18 protein-coding genes are annotated in these 15157 nt (G+C 62.6%); 9 read left to right on the top strand and 9 right to left on the bottom strand.

Annotated elements, in window-relative coordinates; genetic code table 11:
• Nucleotides 1-35 precede the first annotated feature (35 nt).
• Nucleotides 36-395, bottom strand: a complete 360-nt coding sequence (locus tag HMPREF3044_RS02130) for a DUF3054 domain-containing protein (RefSeq protein ID WP_005393305.1) — start codon at nucleotides 393-395, stop codon at nucleotides 36-38.
• Nucleotides 396-425: 30 nt separating this feature from the next.
• On the opposite strand from HMPREF3044_RS02130, the gene HMPREF3044_RS02125 reads away from it, so the two are divergent.
• Nucleotides 426-1316 carry a hypothetical protein gene (locus HMPREF3044_RS02125; RefSeq protein ID WP_070739107.1) on the top strand — a complete coding sequence of 297 codons (891 nt, stop codon included), beginning with the start codon at nucleotides 426-428 and terminating at the stop codon, nucleotides 1314-1316.
• Here HMPREF3044_RS02125 and HMPREF3044_RS02120 read toward each other — a convergent pair.
• Genes HMPREF3044_RS02120 through trmB form a run of 4 tightly spaced genes read right to left on the bottom strand, consistent with a single transcriptional unit; the run spans nucleotide 1271 to nucleotide 5752 of the window.
• On the bottom strand, nucleotides 1271-2167 hold the full coding sequence (locus tag HMPREF3044_RS02120) for a lysylphosphatidylglycerol synthase transmembrane domain-containing protein (RefSeq protein WP_070739105.1): 897 nt from the start codon (nucleotides 2165-2167) through the stop codon (nucleotides 1271-1273). The genes HMPREF3044_RS02125 and HMPREF3044_RS02120 overlap by 46 nt on opposite strands.
• The gene (locus HMPREF3044_RS02115) at nucleotides 2154-4343 is read right to left on the bottom strand and encodes an MMPL family transporter (RefSeq protein ID WP_070739103.1); all 2190 of its coding nucleotides are present in this window, start codon (nucleotides 4341-4343) and stop codon (nucleotides 2154-2156) included. The genes HMPREF3044_RS02120 and HMPREF3044_RS02115 overlap by 14 nt, the downstream gene beginning before the upstream one ends.
• 3 nt (nucleotides 4344-4346) lie before the next feature.
• Complete coding sequence (locus HMPREF3044_RS02110) at nucleotides 4347-5024, bottom strand: NYN domain-containing protein (protein WP_005388292.1); 678 nt, start codon at nucleotides 5022-5024, stop codon at nucleotides 4347-4349.
• Nucleotides 5024-5752: a tRNA (guanosine(46)-N7)-methyltransferase TrmB gene (gene trmB / locus HMPREF3044_RS02105; RefSeq protein ID WP_070739101.1), complete on the bottom strand. Its 729-nt coding sequence runs from the start codon at nucleotides 5750-5752 to the stop codon at nucleotides 5024-5026. The genes HMPREF3044_RS02110 and trmB overlap by 1 nt, the downstream gene beginning before the upstream one ends.
• Before the next feature lie 96 nt (nucleotides 5753-5848).
• Between trmB and HMPREF3044_RS02100 the strand changes: the two genes are divergently transcribed.
• From HMPREF3044_RS02100 to HMPREF3044_RS02085, 4 genes are all read left to right on the top strand, one after another.
• Entirely contained in the window at nucleotides 5849-6814 is a 966-nt protein-coding gene (locus HMPREF3044_RS02100; protein ID WP_246820846.1) for a hypothetical protein, read from the top strand.
• A gap of 4 nt (nucleotides 6815-6818) precedes the next feature.
• A complete protein-coding gene (locus tag HMPREF3044_RS02095; protein WP_005388298.1) occupies nucleotides 6819-7022 on the top strand; it encodes a hypothetical protein in 204 nt (67 codons plus the stop codon).
• 62 nt (nucleotides 7023-7084) lie between these two features.
• Nucleotides 7085-8908 (top strand): phosphoenolpyruvate carboxykinase (GTP), encoded by a 1824-nt coding sequence (locus tag HMPREF3044_RS02090; protein WP_070739098.1) that lies wholly within the window; start codon nucleotides 7085-7087, stop codon nucleotides 8906-8908.
• Nucleotides 8909-8965: 57 nt separating this feature from the next.
• Nucleotides 8966-9610, top strand: coding sequence for a hypothetical protein (locus HMPREF3044_RS02085; protein ID WP_070739096.1), 645 nt, complete (start codon nucleotides 8966-8968; stop codon nucleotides 9608-9610).
• A 31-nt stretch (nucleotides 9611-9641) separates the two neighbouring features.
• Here the strand turns inward: HMPREF3044_RS02085 and HMPREF3044_RS02080 are convergent, their stop codons facing one another.
• On the bottom strand, nucleotides 9642-9854 hold the full coding sequence (locus HMPREF3044_RS02080; RefSeq protein ID WP_070739095.1) for a hypothetical protein: 213 nt from the start codon (nucleotides 9852-9854) through the stop codon (nucleotides 9642-9644).
• Nucleotides 9855-10158: 304 nt separating this feature from the next.
• Complete coding sequence (locus tag HMPREF3044_RS02075) at nucleotides 10159-10734, bottom strand: TetR/AcrR family transcriptional regulator (protein WP_070739093.1); 576 nt, start codon at nucleotides 10732-10734, stop codon at nucleotides 10159-10161.
• A gap of 71 nt (nucleotides 10735-10805) precedes the next feature.
• On the opposite strand from HMPREF3044_RS02075, the gene HMPREF3044_RS02070 reads away from it, so the two are divergent.
• Nucleotides 10806-12272, top strand: coding sequence for an MFS transporter (locus HMPREF3044_RS02070; RefSeq protein ID WP_070739091.1), 1467 nt, complete (start codon nucleotides 10806-10808; stop codon nucleotides 12270-12272).
• A gap of 97 nt (nucleotides 12273-12369) precedes the next feature.
• Nucleotides 12370-13815 carry a glycoside hydrolase family 32 protein gene (locus tag HMPREF3044_RS02065; RefSeq protein WP_070739089.1) on the top strand — a complete coding sequence of 482 codons (1446 nt, stop codon included), beginning with the start codon at nucleotides 12370-12372 and terminating at the stop codon, nucleotides 13813-13815.
• On the opposite strand, the gene HMPREF3044_RS02060 is transcribed toward HMPREF3044_RS02065, so the two are convergent.
• A complete protein-coding gene (locus tag HMPREF3044_RS02060; RefSeq protein ID WP_231285984.1) occupies nucleotides 13812-14006 on the bottom strand; it encodes a hypothetical protein in 195 nt (64 codons plus the stop codon). The genes HMPREF3044_RS02065 and HMPREF3044_RS02060 overlap by 4 nt on opposite strands.
• A 93-nt stretch (nucleotides 14007-14099) precedes the next feature.
• Between HMPREF3044_RS02060 and HMPREF3044_RS02055 the strand changes: the two genes are divergently transcribed.
• The gene (locus HMPREF3044_RS02055; RefSeq protein ID WP_231285985.1) at nucleotides 14100-14519 is read left to right on the top strand and encodes a hypothetical protein; all 420 of its coding nucleotides are present in this window, start codon (nucleotides 14100-14102) and stop codon (nucleotides 14517-14519) included.
• Between the two features lie 14 nt (nucleotides 14520-14533).
• Here HMPREF3044_RS02055 and HMPREF3044_RS02050 read toward each other — a convergent pair whose 3' ends face one another.
• Nucleotides 14534-14818, bottom strand: coding sequence for a type II toxin-antitoxin system RelB/DinJ family antitoxin (locus HMPREF3044_RS02050; RefSeq protein ID WP_005388321.1), 285 nt, complete (start codon nucleotides 14816-14818; stop codon nucleotides 14534-14536).
• Nucleotides 14819-14854: 36 nt separating this feature from the next.
• Here HMPREF3044_RS02050 and HMPREF3044_RS13595 point away from each other — a divergent pair, with 36 nt between their 5' ends.
• Complete coding sequence (locus HMPREF3044_RS13595) at nucleotides 14855-15043, top strand: hypothetical protein (protein WP_168167232.1); 189 nt, start codon at nucleotides 14855-14857, stop codon at nucleotides 15041-15043.
• Nucleotides 15044-15157: the final 114 nt, after the last annotated feature.

Here is a 15157-nt window from a genome sequence, read left to right as displayed (position 1 = left end):
TCGCATGACAAATAGGGGGTACACTACCCCCGAAATTACAAGAATCGCTTAGCCACAGCGCGCCACCCCAAAAGGAACAGTGCGGACATGGAGCTTGCCACGACGATAAATGACCAGTGGGGGAACGCGGCGTGCCGGATGCCCCAGATGCCAAGCCCGGTCACGACGGTGACCAGCCAGATCGCCACGCCGCCGGGTGTCACCTTCAATGGTGCCCAGGAGCGCCACAGCGTCAGGATCCAGCCGAGGATGATGCCGGTGACGAACGGCCAGGCGGTGTCGAGCCAGCCGACGAAGCTGAGCGGCAGTTCGGGGGAGTTGTGGGCGATGCGCGCGAGCAGTGCAAAGGCGAGGATGGAGGCGATATCTGCGGCCAAGGCTTTAGAGTTAGACATGCGAAAAGTGTACCCGCTATTGTTAGGCTTATGAAAAAGATTGTCACGTCTGCTACGGTTGCGGCTCTTGGTTTGTCCGCGCTGGTGGCGCCGCAGGCTGCAGCGGAGTACACGGAGCAGTATTCGAATGGCACCTGCACCATCCAGGTGAAGCAGGCGGATCAGGACGCTATTAATGCGTATTTGGCAAGTCCCACCGATAGTGCGAATAATCTCGCGGAGACTCTGCAGTCGATCCTGTTTGCGCAGCATCCGGAGCAGAAGGCGAACGTGGCGGCGGTGGAGAAGTACCGTGCGCAGTCTCCGCTGGATCCGTTGCTGGCTTTTGCGCCGCATCGTAAAGAGTTGATGAAGGCGATTGATGGTTTGACGGCGTCGGTCGATGGGGTTTCGCTCACTTTTAAGGCCGATGATATGCGCTGGTTTATCAAGGCTCCTGAAAAGGTCACCGAGCCTGCAACGTTTGCTCCTATTGAGCTTTCCGACGCTCAGGTGGCTGAGGTTTTATCGTCCGGTGATGTTTCCTCAGTGGCACCCGAATATGCGGTGTTGAAGAGGAAGATCGACGAGCATTACAAGGCGGAGACGGGCGATCTGGACGCGTTCCTCATTTCCTCCGCTTACTCTGATTCAGTCAAGGCTGTGGCGCAGGCGCTGAATAAGAAGGCGGACGCGGAGCGCACCCGGGCATCGAAGGCTCTCGGCACCCACTCGCTGCAGCGGTCGCTTGAGAACTGCCAGATGCTGGCCAAGGGGCAGGATCCTAAGGTGCAGCGCAAGGATGAAAACGGTTCCTCGGAGGACATGGAGATCATCCGCCCGATAGCCTACATTTTCGCGGGTGTGACGGGCTTGGCGATGCTTCTTACCATCGCCTACGGCTGGGTGCGTGAGCACCAGCCCCAGCTTTTGGGGATGTAGATAATCCAGCCGATGACGGTCATCAGCGCAAAGCTGATGATCCGGTAGGCCACCACGGCCGCGGCGGCGGTGGTGGCATCCACGCCCGTGGACACAAACGCGGCCACCATGGCCGCCTCCACAGGGCCCAATCCACCGGGGGTGACGGGGACGGCACCGGCGATTTTCGCGGCGGCGTAGGCAAGCAGCACGCCGAAGATGCTGGGGGTGGCGTCGACGGCCCACAGGCACAGGGTGAGCGTGAGGACGTCGAAAAGCCGGTTGGCCAGGGACAGGACGGCGGCGAGGAAGAAAGAAGACGCCGAGATGCGGACGTCGGCAAGCCGGGGGTGCTTGAGCGAGACCACATAAACCACCACGGACAACGCCACGAGCACCGCGAGGGTGACAAACAGCGAGGTCAGGGAGATGGAGGCACCTGTCAACACGATGGCGGCGATGCCGAGGCCGGCGAGCCACACATTGGACAGTGTGCCGGAGAAGACGATGAACCAGCCGCACACGAGCCGCGAGGCCCCCCAGGAGCGTTGCGTGTTGTACTGGTAGGCGGCCGATAGCGCCCCGCCGCCGGGGAAGGTGGTGGACCATGCGTTGCCGATGAACGTCAACACAACGGTGGCGCGTCGTCGCACGTCAACGCCTGCGGATCTGAGCAGTGTGTGCATGACGAGCCCCATCGCCACGAGCGTGAGCAGCGCCGAGCAGACGGCCAGCACCAGCGGCAGCGGGGAGGCCGTGCGCAGCGAGGCAATGCCTGAGCGGAAGAACCCCAGCTGGTCGCGGAAAAACCACACCGCTGCGGCGAGGACCGCGAGCGAGATGACCAGCTGGAGGTACTTATTCGTTTTCAAGGCGGGCGATGAGGTCGGCGACGTTGAGCTGCTGGGTCGGGGGACCGTCGGCGGAACTGTTGTGCCCCAGCGCAGCGGAGGCTTTCTTCACCCAGCGGGGCGCCCACCAGCAGTCGTCGCGCAGCATGTGCATGACGGCGGGGACGAGCAGCATGCGGATGATTGTCGCGTCCAGGAAGAGGGCGGCGATCATGCCGAAGGCGATGTATTTCATCATGACGATTTCGGAGAATCCGAAGGCGCCGCAGACGACGATCATGATGACGGCGGCGGCGGTGATGATGAAGCCGGTGTGGGCGGTGCCGTACCGGATGGAGGTGTCAGTGTCGGAGCCGTTTTCGCGCGCTTCCACCATGCGCGACAAGAGGAATACCTCGTAGTCGGTGGATAGGCCGTAGACGATCGCGACGATCAGCACGAGCACCGGCGACATGAGCGGCCCCGGCGTGTAGCCGAGCAGTCCCGCGCCGAACCCGTCGACGAACATCAACGTCAAAATGCCCAGTGTGGCGCCGAGCCCGAGGATGTTCATGATGACGGCCTTGGCGGGCAGGATGACGGATCCGAAAATCAAAGACAGCAAAATGAACGTCGCAGCAACGATGTACAGCGCCATCCAGGGCAGTTTGCCCAGCAGCGCTTCGATGGATTCGACCTCGAGCGCGGGGGTTCCGCCGATGTGGACGGTCACGCCCTCCGGCACGTCAATGTTTCTCAGCTGGTCAACGACGTAGGCATTATCCTTGCGGTCGGCTATCCCTGCGGTTAGTACGGTCGTCTTGTCGACGGTCGGTTTGGCCCCGAACCTTCCCGTCAGCCCCTCTACCTTATTGGCCTGGACGAATACGTCCGCGAGCTGTTGCGGTGTGGCGTTTTCTACCACGAGTTTGACGGGGTCGGTGCGCATGGAGAACGTCTCGTCGAATTCTTCCTGCGCGGCCCGCACGGAGTTGTTCGGCGGCAGGTACGTTTCGTTGATGCCGCCGAATTTGATGCCGCCCAGCGGCAGCGTGAGGCCCAGCAGCACGGCGACGATGGCGACGGTGACGAGCTTGGAGTGCTTCATCGCCCACGTGGGGATCCGCGCCCAGAACGTCTGCGCCCAGTGTGTGGTGGAGCCCTTCGTCTTCCGGATCGACCACTTGTCGATGTTCTTCCCCAGCATGCCGAAGATCGACGGCAACACCGTAATCGACAGCACTGCGGCGAGCCCGACGGCGGAGATCGCGCCGTAGGCCACGGACTTCAAAAACGCCTGCGGGAAGATGAACAGTCCGCTCAGCGCGACGGCAACCATGGCCGCCGAGAAGACGACGGTCTTGCCCGCCGTGGACACGGTGATGCCCACCGCATGTTCAATTCGATCCTCGTCATGGCCGACGGAGTCGGCCATTTCTTCCCTAAAGCGGGACACGAGGAACAGACCGTAGTCGATCGCCAGGCCGAGTCCCAGCAGTGTGACCACGGACTGCGCGAACACGTTGACCTGGGCCACGGTGGCGATGAGCGAGAGGATGCCGAGTGAGCCCATGATGGACAAGATGCCAACAAGCAGGGGCATGGACGCGGCGACGACGGAGCCGAACACGATGAGGAGCAGCACGCCGACGGCGGGCAGCGCCACAACCTCGGCGCGGGAAATGTCACTGCTCATTCCCTTGTCCAAAGCGTCGGCAACAGCAGTGGCACCGGCCACCTGCACATCGGCGCCGGCGACCTCGGTGGGCAGCTGGTCGGCGATGGCGCGGAAGTCCTTCAGGGTCTGTTCCCCGTCGCCGGCCAGCCCGATGGCCACAAACGCGATGGACTTGTCCTTCGTGGCGAGGTTCGGGTTGAGCGTGGTGAAGTAGCTGGTGACCGTCTCCACCTCGGGGTTGGCCTTGAGCTTTTCCACCTCCGCCGCCATGGATTTGTACAGCGTCGGGTCGTCGACGGTCTTCCCCTCCGGTGCGGTGACGAGCAGGATCACGTCGCCCTGGTTGTCGCGCCCGTAGATCTCCTGTTCGACGACGGCGGCCTGCGTGGACGAGGAGTTCGGGTCGTCCCAGCCCTCCTGGCTCATCCGCTCGCCGAGCTGCGTGCCTGCAAGCGCGAACAGGAGGACGATGAAAGCGACGACGACGATGGGCACCACGCGCCGATGCTTGTATGCGAAAAGTCCCCAGCGGTAGAACATGCGTTAATCCTCCGCGTGGTGTGCGTTGCGTCCGGTGAGGAGCGCAGAAAGCGGGCGGAATGGCTGCAGCCAGGCACCTTCCTCCGGCAGCGCGTCGAGGGAGATGCGCGGCAGCGGTTCGCGGAACACGCCGGGGATCTCCTCCAGGTCGACAAACTCGATGTTCTCGGCCGTGACAGCCCACGATGCGTGCTCGTGGAAACCAATCACTGTGGCGGGGATGCCTTCGTCGGCAAGCTCAAGAAGGAGCTCGCGGAAGTTCTGGCCGTCGGCGCTGGCGACGACAACCCCACGCAGTACGCCTTCGGTGTGGCGGCGGCGGATATGTGCCAGCATGTCCGGGTCGACGTCGGAGTCTTCCTCGGACTTGGGCTTGGCAAACACGGCGAAGCCGACGTTGCGCAGCGCCTCCACCCACGAGCGCATGACTTCTGCGCCGCCGGGTGCGACGTTGGTGAACACAGTCGCCTCAGGCTCGATGTCCTCACCCAGCTGCTCTGCCCGCTTCAGGAGCCACCGGCCGATCGCATCAAACCGTGGCCGGTACGCCGAGGTGGGCCGCCCGCCGAGGATGGAGCCCAGCCCCATGTCCACGTTGGGGGCATCCCAGACGAGCAGGTAGTCGGGCGGGCCGGGCTCAGCGCCGGGGGTGTAATGGTGTGGAATTTCGATATCGTGCATTATGAACGTTTCCTCCACAGGAATTCCGTAATGGTGTGCTCCTGGCGGAGGCCTTTACCTTCAAATTTTGTGATTACTTGTCGGTCGGTGAGGATGGGGGCATCCTCCCACGGCCAGCCCATGAATTCTAGGCTTGGTTCTACGTTAGTCAGTTCGGAAATCCAGGCAGCATAGTCCGCGTGGTCCGTGGCGACGTGGAGCACGCCGCCGGGGCGCAGCTTGTCGGCCAAAAGCCGCAGCGTGCCGGATTGGATGATGCGACGCTTGTGGTGGCGGGCTTTGGGCCACGGGTCGGGGAAGAAGATGCGTACGCCGGCGAGCGCCCCGTCGGGGATCATCCGGTTGAGCACTTCGACGCCGTCGCCGCGCACCATGCGGATGTTGGGGATGTCTTCCCGCACGATGGCGCCCAACAGCTTCGCCAGCCCCGGCTTGTAGATCTCCACGGCGATGATGTTGTACGAGGGTTCCAGCGGCGCCATGGCGGCGGTGGAGGTGCCGGTGCCGGAGCCGATCTCGAGGATGGTGGGGTGGTCTTTCCGCCCGAACCATTCCTCAATATCGATCTCTTCGTCGGCCAATTCGCGCCCGTAGGTGGGCCAGTGTGTCTCCCAGGTGGTGGCCTGGTTGTCTGTCAGTGTGCCGCGGCGGAAGCTGACGGAGCCGAGCCGCGGGTAGTCTAGTCCATCGTCAAAGGTGGACTGCATTTTCCTATCAAAATCAGTCATAGCGCAGTTTATTGTTCCTGTCTGGGGGTGATTTTTCAATTTGCGCGCGGCTGTGGCCTGACGGACAATGGGGGAAAGCTACAAAGGGGGTTGTCGATGGGGGATCTGGAAAGCACCTGTCGTGCCTGGTTAGCCACCCGTCCGCCGGGGTGTCCGGCGCGTCGCGCGGTGGAGCGTTCGTTGGCGCGCCTGTCGGGTCCGCCGCGGGTGGCGGTCACCTCGCCGGTGGCGGCACTGGAGGTTCCAGTCTGCGGTGCCACCGTGGTGCACGCCGCCTGGCCGCTCACTCAGCCGGGCATTGATGTGGGGGTTCTCGTCACCGAGCGCGTCACGGGTCGCATGCGCGCGCGGATGCAGGTCGGTCCGTTTCCCATTGTCGTCTGCGCGAGCATTGCCGACGTCCAGCAGGCCATCGATGCGGTCAACCTCCCCCACGCCCGCGAGCAAGCCTTGGCCCGCGAGGTTACCCACACCGCCCGTCAATATCCGCATGCTAATGTGCCAGCGACGCACCTCCCACGCCCACGCGAGCAACGAGCGTGGGCGCGAGGAACGAGCGTGGGAGTACGCGTGTGCGTCGTCGGCCACGGCCACGTTGACCTCCCCGGTTTCGATGTCGTCGCGGGGCCGGACAAGGGCGCGGATGTCTGCGTCGCCGTCGCTGGTCCGAACGGCTGGGAGGCCGGTGATCGCGAGATCCTCGCGGAGTGTTTCGCGGCCATCGGGCGCCTTGTTGTCACCGCCCCGCCGCCGCCGGGCCTCGATGACTGGGTGGTTGTCGCGCGTCACGGCCTGCCCGAGGCAATTGCCCAGGCGTGCCAGCGCCCCCCGGCCGTGCCGCTGCCACCGGTGCCGGTGTCGCGCATGGCCACGGCGCGGTTTCGCCGCCGCACGCTGTGGGAGCCGATCATTGTCAGCGTCATCGTGGCCGTCGGCCTGTCGCGGATGCTGCCCGTCGCCGTGGCGGCAGCGCTCGCGGGTGTGTTGTACGGGGTGAGACGGAGTCGTCGACAAGCAAAAAGCCCGGGGAAGGCCTGGGCGGAGAACCTAGTACAGGGGTAACCAAATGGACGATATGTTGGATTTTTTCATGGATGGGGATCACTTCGAAATTCCGAATGCTTTCGGTGGTGAGGCGACTTTTTACTCCGATGACGGCATCCTAGTTTTTGCAGATCTGGACGGGGACGGAACAGTAGATCAGGTGGCACATACCGATTTTGAGGGGCATTCCAGGGTGTGGAACAAAGAGATGTGGGACGGTGCCTAAGACTGGTTATGACAGGTGGTAGTGTTGGGGTTATAAAGTGTTACCGGATTTAGGAGATGTAGATGACTGCACCCACCATCCCAGGGCTTAAGGGGACAGCCCCTACCAACAATGTCGATCTCATCCAGTGGATCGTCGAGGCCGTGAAGTTGTTCGAGCCGGACGAGGTCCAGTTCTGTGACGGTTCCCGCGAGGAGTGGGATCGTCTGACCAGCGAGCTGGTGGAAAAAGGAACGCTCACCAAGTTGAACGAGGAAAAGCGCCCGAATAGCTTCCTCGCCCGTTCCAACCCCAGCGATGTCGCTCGCGTCGAGTCACGCACCTTCATCTGCACCGAGGACCCGAACGGCGCGGGCCCCACTAACCACTGGGTAGACCCCAAGAAGATGCGCGCGGAGATGACGGAACATTACCGTGGCTCCATGAAGGGCCGCACGATGTACGTCGTGCCGTTCTGCATGGGCCCGATCACGGATCCGGCACCGAAGCTCGGCGTCCAGCTCACCGACTCCGCCTACGTCGTCTTGTCCATGGGCATCATGACCCGCATGGGTGCCGAGGCGCTGGAGAAGATTGGCGACGACGGCGACTTCGTCCACTGCTTCCACTCTGTCGGCGCCCCGCTCGAGGAGGGCGAGGAGGACGTTGCGTGGCCGTGCAATGACACCAAGTACATCACGCAGTTCCCGGATACCCGTGAGATCTGGTCCTTCGGCTCCGGCTACGGCGGCAACGCCATCCTGGCCAAGAAGTGCTACGCGCTACGCATCGCCTCCGTCATGGCTCGCGATGAGGGTTGGATGGCAGAGCACATGCTCATTTTGAAGCTCACCTCCCCGGAGGGTAAGGACTACTACATCACCGGCGCTTTCCCGTCGGCATGTGGCAAGACCAACCTCGCCATGATCACCCCGACGCTCGAGGGCTGGACCGCCGAGGTCGTCGGCGATGACATCGCCTGGATGCACTTCGGCGAGGACGGTCGCCTCTACGCCGTCAACCCGGAAAACGGCTTCTTCGGCGTCGCGCCCGGCACGAGCTACGATTCCAACCCCAACGCCATGAAGTCGATGGAGCCGGGCAACACGCTGTTCACCAACGTTGCGCTTACCGACGACGGCGACGTCTGGTGGGAGGGTATGACCAAGGAGCCGCCGGCCCACCTTATCGACTGGCACGGTAACGACTGGACCCCCGAATCCGGCGTGGCCGCCGCCCACCCGAACTCCCGCTACACCGTCCCGCTGGATCAGTGCCCGGTGGCGGCGCAGGAATTCCATGACCCGAAGGGCGTGCCGGTGTCCGCCATCCTCTTTGGTGGCCGCCGCCCCGACACTGTCCCGCTCGTCTCCGAGACCCGCGACTGGAAGCACGGTGTCCTGACCGGCGCGCTGCTGGCCTCCGGCCAGACCGCCGCCGCCGAGGGCGAGGTTGGTGCGCTGCGCCACGACCCGATGGCGATGCTCCCGTTCATCGGCTACAACGTCGGTGACTACCTGGCTCACTGGCTGGAGATCGGCAAGAAGGAAGGTGCCAACCTGCCGCGCATCTACCTTGTTAACTGGTTCCGCCGCGGCGAGGACGGCCGCTTCCTGTGGCCGGGATTCGGCGACAACTCCCGTGTGCTCAAGTGGATCACCCAGCGCATCGAGGGCGAGGTCGAGGCCGACGAGACCCCGGCAGGGCTCACCGCCCGCTTCGAGGACCTGGACCTCACCGGCCTGGACTACGAGGAGGACGACATCCGCGAGTCCCTGACCGCCCCCGTCGAAAAGTGGCGTGCCGACATCGAGGACAACGAGCAGTGGCTCGAGCACCTCGGTGACCGCGTGCCCAAGGAACTATGGGACGAGTGGGAGAAGCAAAAAGCTCGCCTGAATAAGTAAACACGCGAAGGGAGGTCCGCCAAGGACCTCCCTTTTTTCACGGTAAGGCAGGGTGATATGGCACATTATGCGCGTCCGGCCTTGGCTAACCTCTACCTAGAAGAGCACGTAGATGTACCGGATCCTGTCCTGTTCATCCAGCAGTACACCGAGCTGATGGGCTTTCGGTGGGATCTTAACGACGCCGGCTTTGCCACAGACCTCTCCGAACATCACGGCGACAAGCCTGCGGTCTGGTTTCAGGTGGGGATTGACAGCGGCTATCCCATCGCACAGATGCTCCAGCTGCTCGCGGCCTACCAGGACTTTTCGGGGGTTGAGGGGAAAAGGGAGCTGGTGGTGCCAGTATTCTCGTCCACCGATCTAGGTCTTGCCCTAACCCCTGCGTGGGGCCCGTGCTGTGTCCCGGCTGTTGGCACTTTCACGTGTTCGTCTGAAGAGAAGATGGGCGGGAAACTCGAAGAGGCGCTGGCGATGGCGGAACAAACTGGCCTGTGCGCAAACGTGAGCCTCACCCCGTGTGCACCGAGCAATCCGGGCAGTTTCGTCGGCAATCTGCTCGGACGGAGCACACAGACTTTTCGCTTTTCGTTCATGCGCCCGCGCTTCGAGCTGGGTGGTTTGCCACCTGTACTCATGGCAATGGTGTGTGCGGTGGAAACGCTGTGTCCTGATTCCTACGTAGATATCAAGCTCTTTTAGAGTCGGAAACGCCCCACCCGCTGGAAGATCGCTATGCGATTTCGGACTTGAGGCGGGCGTTTTCCTTCTTAACGCTGAGGTAATCAAAGAGGAAGATAAGGAAAAAGATGGGGAAAGCGATCTTCCCCGCGATCGCCCCGTACACAGCAATTGCAGGCTGGGTATCGGTTACGCTCATGAATCCGGAACATACGACTCCGATGATGCAAATGATCGCCAGGAGGATTAGAACGGTCTGTCTCATTTCGTCTCCTTAAAGCAAAATGCGCGCTGCACACGAACTAATGCTCGGGTAGTGATTATGCGCGGGACCCACCCGGGCGTGGCCTAGCGCAATGGACAAATAGTTTTCCTTCGTAATTCCATGATAAGAAGACGCCGATGTTTTTTCCCATTAAATATCTAGATTGCTATGAAACTGTTAACGGTTTTGTTTATCGTAGAAAAAATGACCTTGCCTTATGGCAACAAAATGGGAGCTACCTGGAAAGAGAAATTAGCCGACTGGGTAAGTGTGGAAAACGTGTACGTACTTCTGCGGTGGAGTACTACGCGCCGAACGCCTCCACCATGGCCTCCACGCTGCCCCGGATGACGGTCTCCACCTCGGCGGCGGGGACGCCGCGCTCCAGCTGCGTGAACCCGTTGCTCACCAAGGCGATTGTCGCAGACGTCAACCCGTCAGCGTGCGAAGGGCACAGCGCCTCCCACTCTGTGCGCACCGTCCCCATGAGTTCCCCGTGCGCCTGGTCCACAGCATCGCTGGTGTGGGGAGTTACCGGCAAGTTCATAAGCCACCCGTGCCCGGTCGTTGCGGCCTGCTCGAGCGATGCGCTCACCCAGGCGAGCAGCCTCTCGCGGGGCGAGGAGTGTTCAGCCACCGCCGTCGTGATCGCCTCGTTCCACTGCGGCAGGTAGCGCCCGATGACCAGGCCGGGCAGTTCGTCCACGGAGGAGACGTACCGGTACAGCCCGTTGCGCGCGATCCCTGCGCGTTCGCACACCACCTTGGCGGTCAGTCCGGCAATTCCATCAGTGCGCAGCGTTTCCTCGGCGGCGGTGATGAGTTTGTCCAGAACGCCCGCCCGGTGTTCGGCGACAGTAGGTGCGTTGATCTTCGGCATACAGAACACTGTACCCCGCCCTCTTACGTGACAACTTGTCACGTATCGCCAAACGCGCTATTTTGTAAGACATGATGTTACGTAAAAATGTGCGCGGGCAGAAGTGGATCGCCCTCGGCGTCCTCGCCGCCGGACTGAGCCTCATTGTCCTCGACGGCACCATCGTCGGCGTCGCCCTTCCCCGCATCATCGAATCCCTCGGCCTCACACTTACCGACGCCCAGTGGGTCACCAGCCTCTACTCCGTCGTCTTCGCCGCCTTCCTCCTCACCTTCGGCAAGCTGGGCGATATCTACGGCCGCCGCCGCATCTTCCTTACCGGCGTCGCCATCTTCATCGCTGGCAGCTTCATCGCCGCCCTTGCCGGAACAGCACGACTCCTCATCGCCGCCCGCGCCGTCCAGGGCCTCGGCGGCTCGATGGTCCTGCCCACGACGCTGTCCATCGTCAACGCCACCTTCCGCGGGAAGGACCGCGCCATCGCCTTCGGTGTCTGGGGCGCGGTCATGGCGGGCATGGCCGCCGTCGGCCCGCTCCTCGGCGGCTGGCTGACCACCGCGTTTACGTGGCGCTACATCTTCCTCGTCAACATCCCCCTGGGGCTCATCATCATCGCCCTCGGTGTCCTCTTCGTTCCCACGTCAAAGGCCGGTGGCGACATGCCCCGTGACCTCCTCGGCTTCGTCCTTAGCGCCGCAGGTTCCGGCACCGTCGTCTACGGGCTCATCGAGGATTCCGCGCGCCTTGCCGTCCTCGTCGGCGTCGTTTTCCTCGCCATCTTCGCCTGGTGGGAGTCCCGCCGCCCCGACACCGCGCTTCTCGACATGCGCCTTTTCCGCCTCCCCACCTTCGCCTGGGGAAACCTCACCGCCGGCGCCGTCGCCACCGGCGAGTTCGCGATGATCTTCATCCTCCCGCTCTACCTCGTCAACGTCCGGGAGCTCACCATCATGCAGGCCGGCTGGGTCCTCGCCGCCATGGCCATCGGTGCGCTCGTCGCCGGCGGTTCCGCCCGCCACCTCGCAGCCGCCCTCGGTGCCGCCCGCGCGGTCATCCTCGGCCTCGCCCTCGAAGTCGCAGGTGTCGCGGCCGCCGTCGTGGTCGTCCACGGCGAGCGCGCCACCGGTTGGCTCACCCTCGCACTGGTGGTCTACGGCATCGGTCTCGGGATCGCTTCCGCCCAGCTCACCTCTCTCGTGCTTGCCGACGTCTCCCCCTCCCAATCCGGCATCGGTTCCGCAACCCAGTCCACCGTCCGCCAATTCGGCTCCGCCCTCGGCGCCGCCGTCGCCGGTGCGGTCCTCGCCGCCCGCCTGAACGCCACGCTTCCCCCGAGCATCGCCGGTCCCGTCGCCTCCTCCGCCGGCGGCGCGATCCACGCATTCCCGGGTGCCGATTCCATCGCCACCGCCTTCGCCCACGCCGCCTCCACGTCGATCCTCGTCGCCCTCGTCTTCCTCGTACTGGGGCTTATTGGATCCGTCCGGGTGGGGCAGGTCTCCCGGAAGCAGGAACCTGCACGTGAGGCAGTGGGATAGCTGTTGCCGGTGCCATGGGGATTGGCGCCCCCGTCGGTAGAGTCGTTGATCAGCAGATGTTCCAGGTGTTCCGCTCGGAACCTAAGGAGATGAACCAATGACCGACGACCTGATGCACACCCGCATTGAAAAAGCAACGGCAGCAAACAAGAAGCTTGCAGAAAGGCTCAACCGCCGCTGGTACCCGCGCTTCCACATCGCAGCACCTGCCGGTTGGATCAACGACCCCAACGGTCTCATCCACTTCCAGGGTCGCTACCACGTGTTCTTCCAGCACCACCCGTATTCGGACGAGTGGGGTCCGATGCACTGGGGTCACGTTTCCTCTCCCGATTTGGTGACGTGGGAGCGCCACCCGATCGCGCTTGCCCCCTCCATCGAGGAGGACAAGGACGGGGTCTTCTCCGGCTCCGCGATCGTGGGACCTGATGGTCGCCTCAACGTCTTCTACACCGGCCACCGCTGGCGCAACGGAAAGGACGGCACCGACGGCAACCTGCAGGTTCAATGTCGCGCGATAAGCGAGGATGGCATCCACTTTGAAAAGCTCGGCGTCGTCGTGGAGGGGCCGAGCGAGCTTCTTGACTTCCGCGACCCGAAGGTGTGGAAGCAAGGCGACCGCTACTACATGGTCTTCGGCGCGCAGTCGGCAGACCACCGCGGCCAGGTCTGGATGTATGTCTCCCGTGACCTCGAGACCTGGGAGTTCGACCGCGTCGTCTTCCAGGATCCGAACCCGGATGCCTACATGCTCGAGTGCCCGGACCTCTTCCCGCTCGGCGATCACTGGGTGCTCGTCTACTGCCCGATGGGCCCCGCGAAGGACGGCTACCGCAACCGCAACGGCCACAACGCGGGCTACGTCGTCGGCGATTGGGCTCCTGGCCAGGACTTCACCCCGCTCACCGAGTACCGCCCGCTCGACTGGGGTGCGAACTTCTACGCCCCGCAGACTTTTGCCGCCCCCGACGGCCGTCGCCTCATGTTCGGGTGGATGGGCGCCTTCGACGATCCGGTTGCCTCCCAGGGCACGGACAACTGGGCCGGTCAGCTCACGGTTCCGCGCGAGGTTTCGCTTCTCGACGATCTGCAGGTCGCACTCCGCCCCGCCGCCGAACTAAGCCAGGTGCTTCCCGACGAGTCAGATTTCGGCTCGTTCACGTTGACCGGCGCAAAGACCCTTGCAGAGGATCTCACCTGCGCCGACATCGAGCTCACCCTCGACTACGCGGCCTCCACTGCAGAGCGCATCGGCCTGCAGCTTGCCGATACCTTCGTCTACTACGATGACCTTGCGCATCGAGTGGGCATCGACCGTCGACAAGCCCCCGTCGAACCCCGCAGCTACCGCGCAGCACCCGTCGACCCCGACGACGAGCTCACGCTTCGCGTCCTTGTCGATGCCGGCTCCGTCGAGGTCTTCGCAGGTGACACGTGCGTCTCCTCCCTGACCGCGGCAAGCGACGGCCCGCGCGCGGTGACGCTCACGGCCGAGGGCGGCGACGCCGTCGTCACCGCCTGCCACGTGCGGACGCTGGACTAGACGGCCCCCGACCCGCGATGCTCATTGCCAGCATCGCGGGAATCGTTGAGCTTTTCGCCCAACGGAGAAAACAGAAGCACGAGGAAGATGACAGTTGCGACGATTGCCATCCACCGGGATTCCACGGTGATGTTCAGCGCAGTAATGCAAATGACAAAGATGGTCAAAATGATGCGTTTTGTGGTCGTCATCGACGTTTTCCTTTCGGCGTAGTTTAGGGTTTTGGGCTGTACCATCGACAGTACTATGTGCGACTGCAAGAAAAGTGGTAGGTGATGGTACCGATGTGGGGACAAAGCGACGGGCGGGAAGACGGATCTGAGGTAGAGGACATTCTGGCACGTCTGTCGGTCGCGGAGAGAGAGATTCTGACCCGTGAGGGGGAGTCATTTCCCCGAGCAATGCTCGAAAAGGAGGTGGCGGCCGGTTCCGATGACACAGAAAAGATCGCGCGGATGACGGCCATCGTTGGGACGTGGTTGAACACTAATACCGGAAGTGTGTGGGAGGTTGGCCCGCTAGAAGATACGCGCTATTCCCGAAGGTTCGGGGTTGGGGTGGCTCGTCAAAGTGATGGCTCATTCACTCCGCTGGTAACTGCCGTGGAGGACATCGTTTCCGCAGACGGGAATCGGAGCGATCTTCTGGATCGGTTACAGTCTTTCGCGGAATTCGACCGCAGACAATATCTCAAGCGGTCGTAACAGCAACGGACCGCTCAGTCTTCACCCTGCGACAGCGCGGCTTCGATCATTTCTCGGCCGCTTGTAAACGTCGAGCCGCTGCCAGCGGCAATCATTCGCTTCGTTTCGAGGAGAGCCGCTTCGCTTTCCGCGTTCGGCTGCCGGTAGTCCAGCGAGAGCGGAATCGAGTTGGTGTGCACCATCTCTGTGAAAAACGCGCGTACGACCGTGGATAGGTCTAGGCCGTACGATTCGGCTACTTCGGCTGCTTGGTCCTTGAGATCCTGGTTGAGTCGAATGGTAAGAGTGCTTGCAGGCATACGTACATTGTATGTCCAATGCACATACATTACTCAGTGAGTGTGTTTTTGAAGCACAATGACCAGGTTGCTGGTGAGGAACTCGCGGAGGAGCGGGATGCGGGTGGCCCACCAGGCCCATTGTGGGTGGTAGCGGGGGAAGAGGCCAAGGACGCTAGCATCGCGCACGGAACGTGCCCAGCGGATGCCTTCAGTAGAGGTAACTTCGAAAAACTGTTCGTATAGGAATATCCTGTTTTAGCAGTCGCCGGCGATTCGCGTCACCGAGGTAGTGCTGCTGCAAGTCGGTTGCTTGACCGCTGAAGGAGTGATGTCTCACTAGTTTTTGGACACGGAGTC

This window comes from Corynebacterium sp. HMSC073D01 (assembly GCF_001815555.1).
GTDB lineage: Bacteria > Actinomycetota > Actinomycetes > Mycobacteriales > Mycobacteriaceae > Corynebacterium > Corynebacterium glucuronolyticum.
Note: the sequence above shows the minus strand (reverse complement) of the source record. Positions and strands in the feature narration are given on the sequence as shown.

Coding starts and splice junctions, on each gene's coding strand:
- HMPREF3044_RS02130 (WP_005393305.1), bottom strand. CDS start 395: ATGTCTAACTCTAAAGCCTTGGCCGCAGATATCGCCTCCATCCTCGCC.
- HMPREF3044_RS02125 (WP_070739107.1), top strand. CDS start 426: ATGAAAAAGATTGTCACGTCTGCTACGGTTGCGGCTCTTGGTTTGTCC.
- HMPREF3044_RS02115 (WP_070739103.1), bottom strand. CDS start 4,343: ATGTTCTACCGCTGGGGACTTTTCGCATACAAGCATCGGCGCGTGGTG.
- HMPREF3044_RS02110 (WP_005388292.1), bottom strand. CDS start 5,024: ATGCACGATATCGAAATTCCACACCATTACACCCCCGGCGCTGAGCCC.
- trmB (WP_070739101.1), bottom strand. CDS start 5,752: ATGACTGATTTTGATAGGAAAATGCAGTCCACCTTTGACGATGGACTA.
- HMPREF3044_RS02100 (WP_246820846.1), top strand. CDS start 5,849: ATGGGGGATCTGGAAAGCACCTGTCGTGCCTGGTTAGCCACCCGTCCG.
- HMPREF3044_RS02095 (WP_005388298.1), top strand. CDS start 6,819: ATGGACGATATGTTGGATTTTTTCATGGATGGGGATCACTTCGAAATT.
- HMPREF3044_RS02090 (WP_070739098.1), top strand. CDS start 7,085: ATGACTGCACCCACCATCCCAGGGCTTAAGGGGACAGCCCCTACCAAC.
- HMPREF3044_RS02085 (WP_070739096.1), top strand. CDS start 8,966: ATGGCACATTATGCGCGTCCGGCCTTGGCTAACCTCTACCTAGAAGAG.
- HMPREF3044_RS02080 (WP_070739095.1), bottom strand. CDS start 9,854: ATGAGACAGACCGTTCTAATCCTCCTGGCGATCATTTGCATCATCGGA.
- HMPREF3044_RS02075 (WP_070739093.1), bottom strand. CDS start 10,734: ATGCCGAAGATCAACGCACCTACTGTCGCCGAACACCGGGCGGGCGTT.
- HMPREF3044_RS02070 (WP_070739091.1), top strand. CDS start 10,806: ATGATGTTACGTAAAAATGTGCGCGGGCAGAAGTGGATCGCCCTCGGC.
- HMPREF3044_RS02065 (WP_070739089.1), top strand. CDS start 12,370: ATGACCGACGACCTGATGCACACCCGCATTGAAAAAGCAACGGCAGCA.
- HMPREF3044_RS02060 (WP_231285984.1), bottom strand. CDS start 14,006: ATGACGACCACAAAACGCATCATTTTGACCATCTTTGTCATTTGCATT.
- HMPREF3044_RS02055 (WP_231285985.1), top strand. CDS start 14,100: ATGTGGGGACAAAGCGACGGGCGGGAAGACGGATCTGAGGTAGAGGAC.
- HMPREF3044_RS02050 (WP_005388321.1), bottom strand. CDS start 14,818: ATGCCTGCAAGCACTCTTACCATTCGACTCAACCAGGATCTCAAGGAC.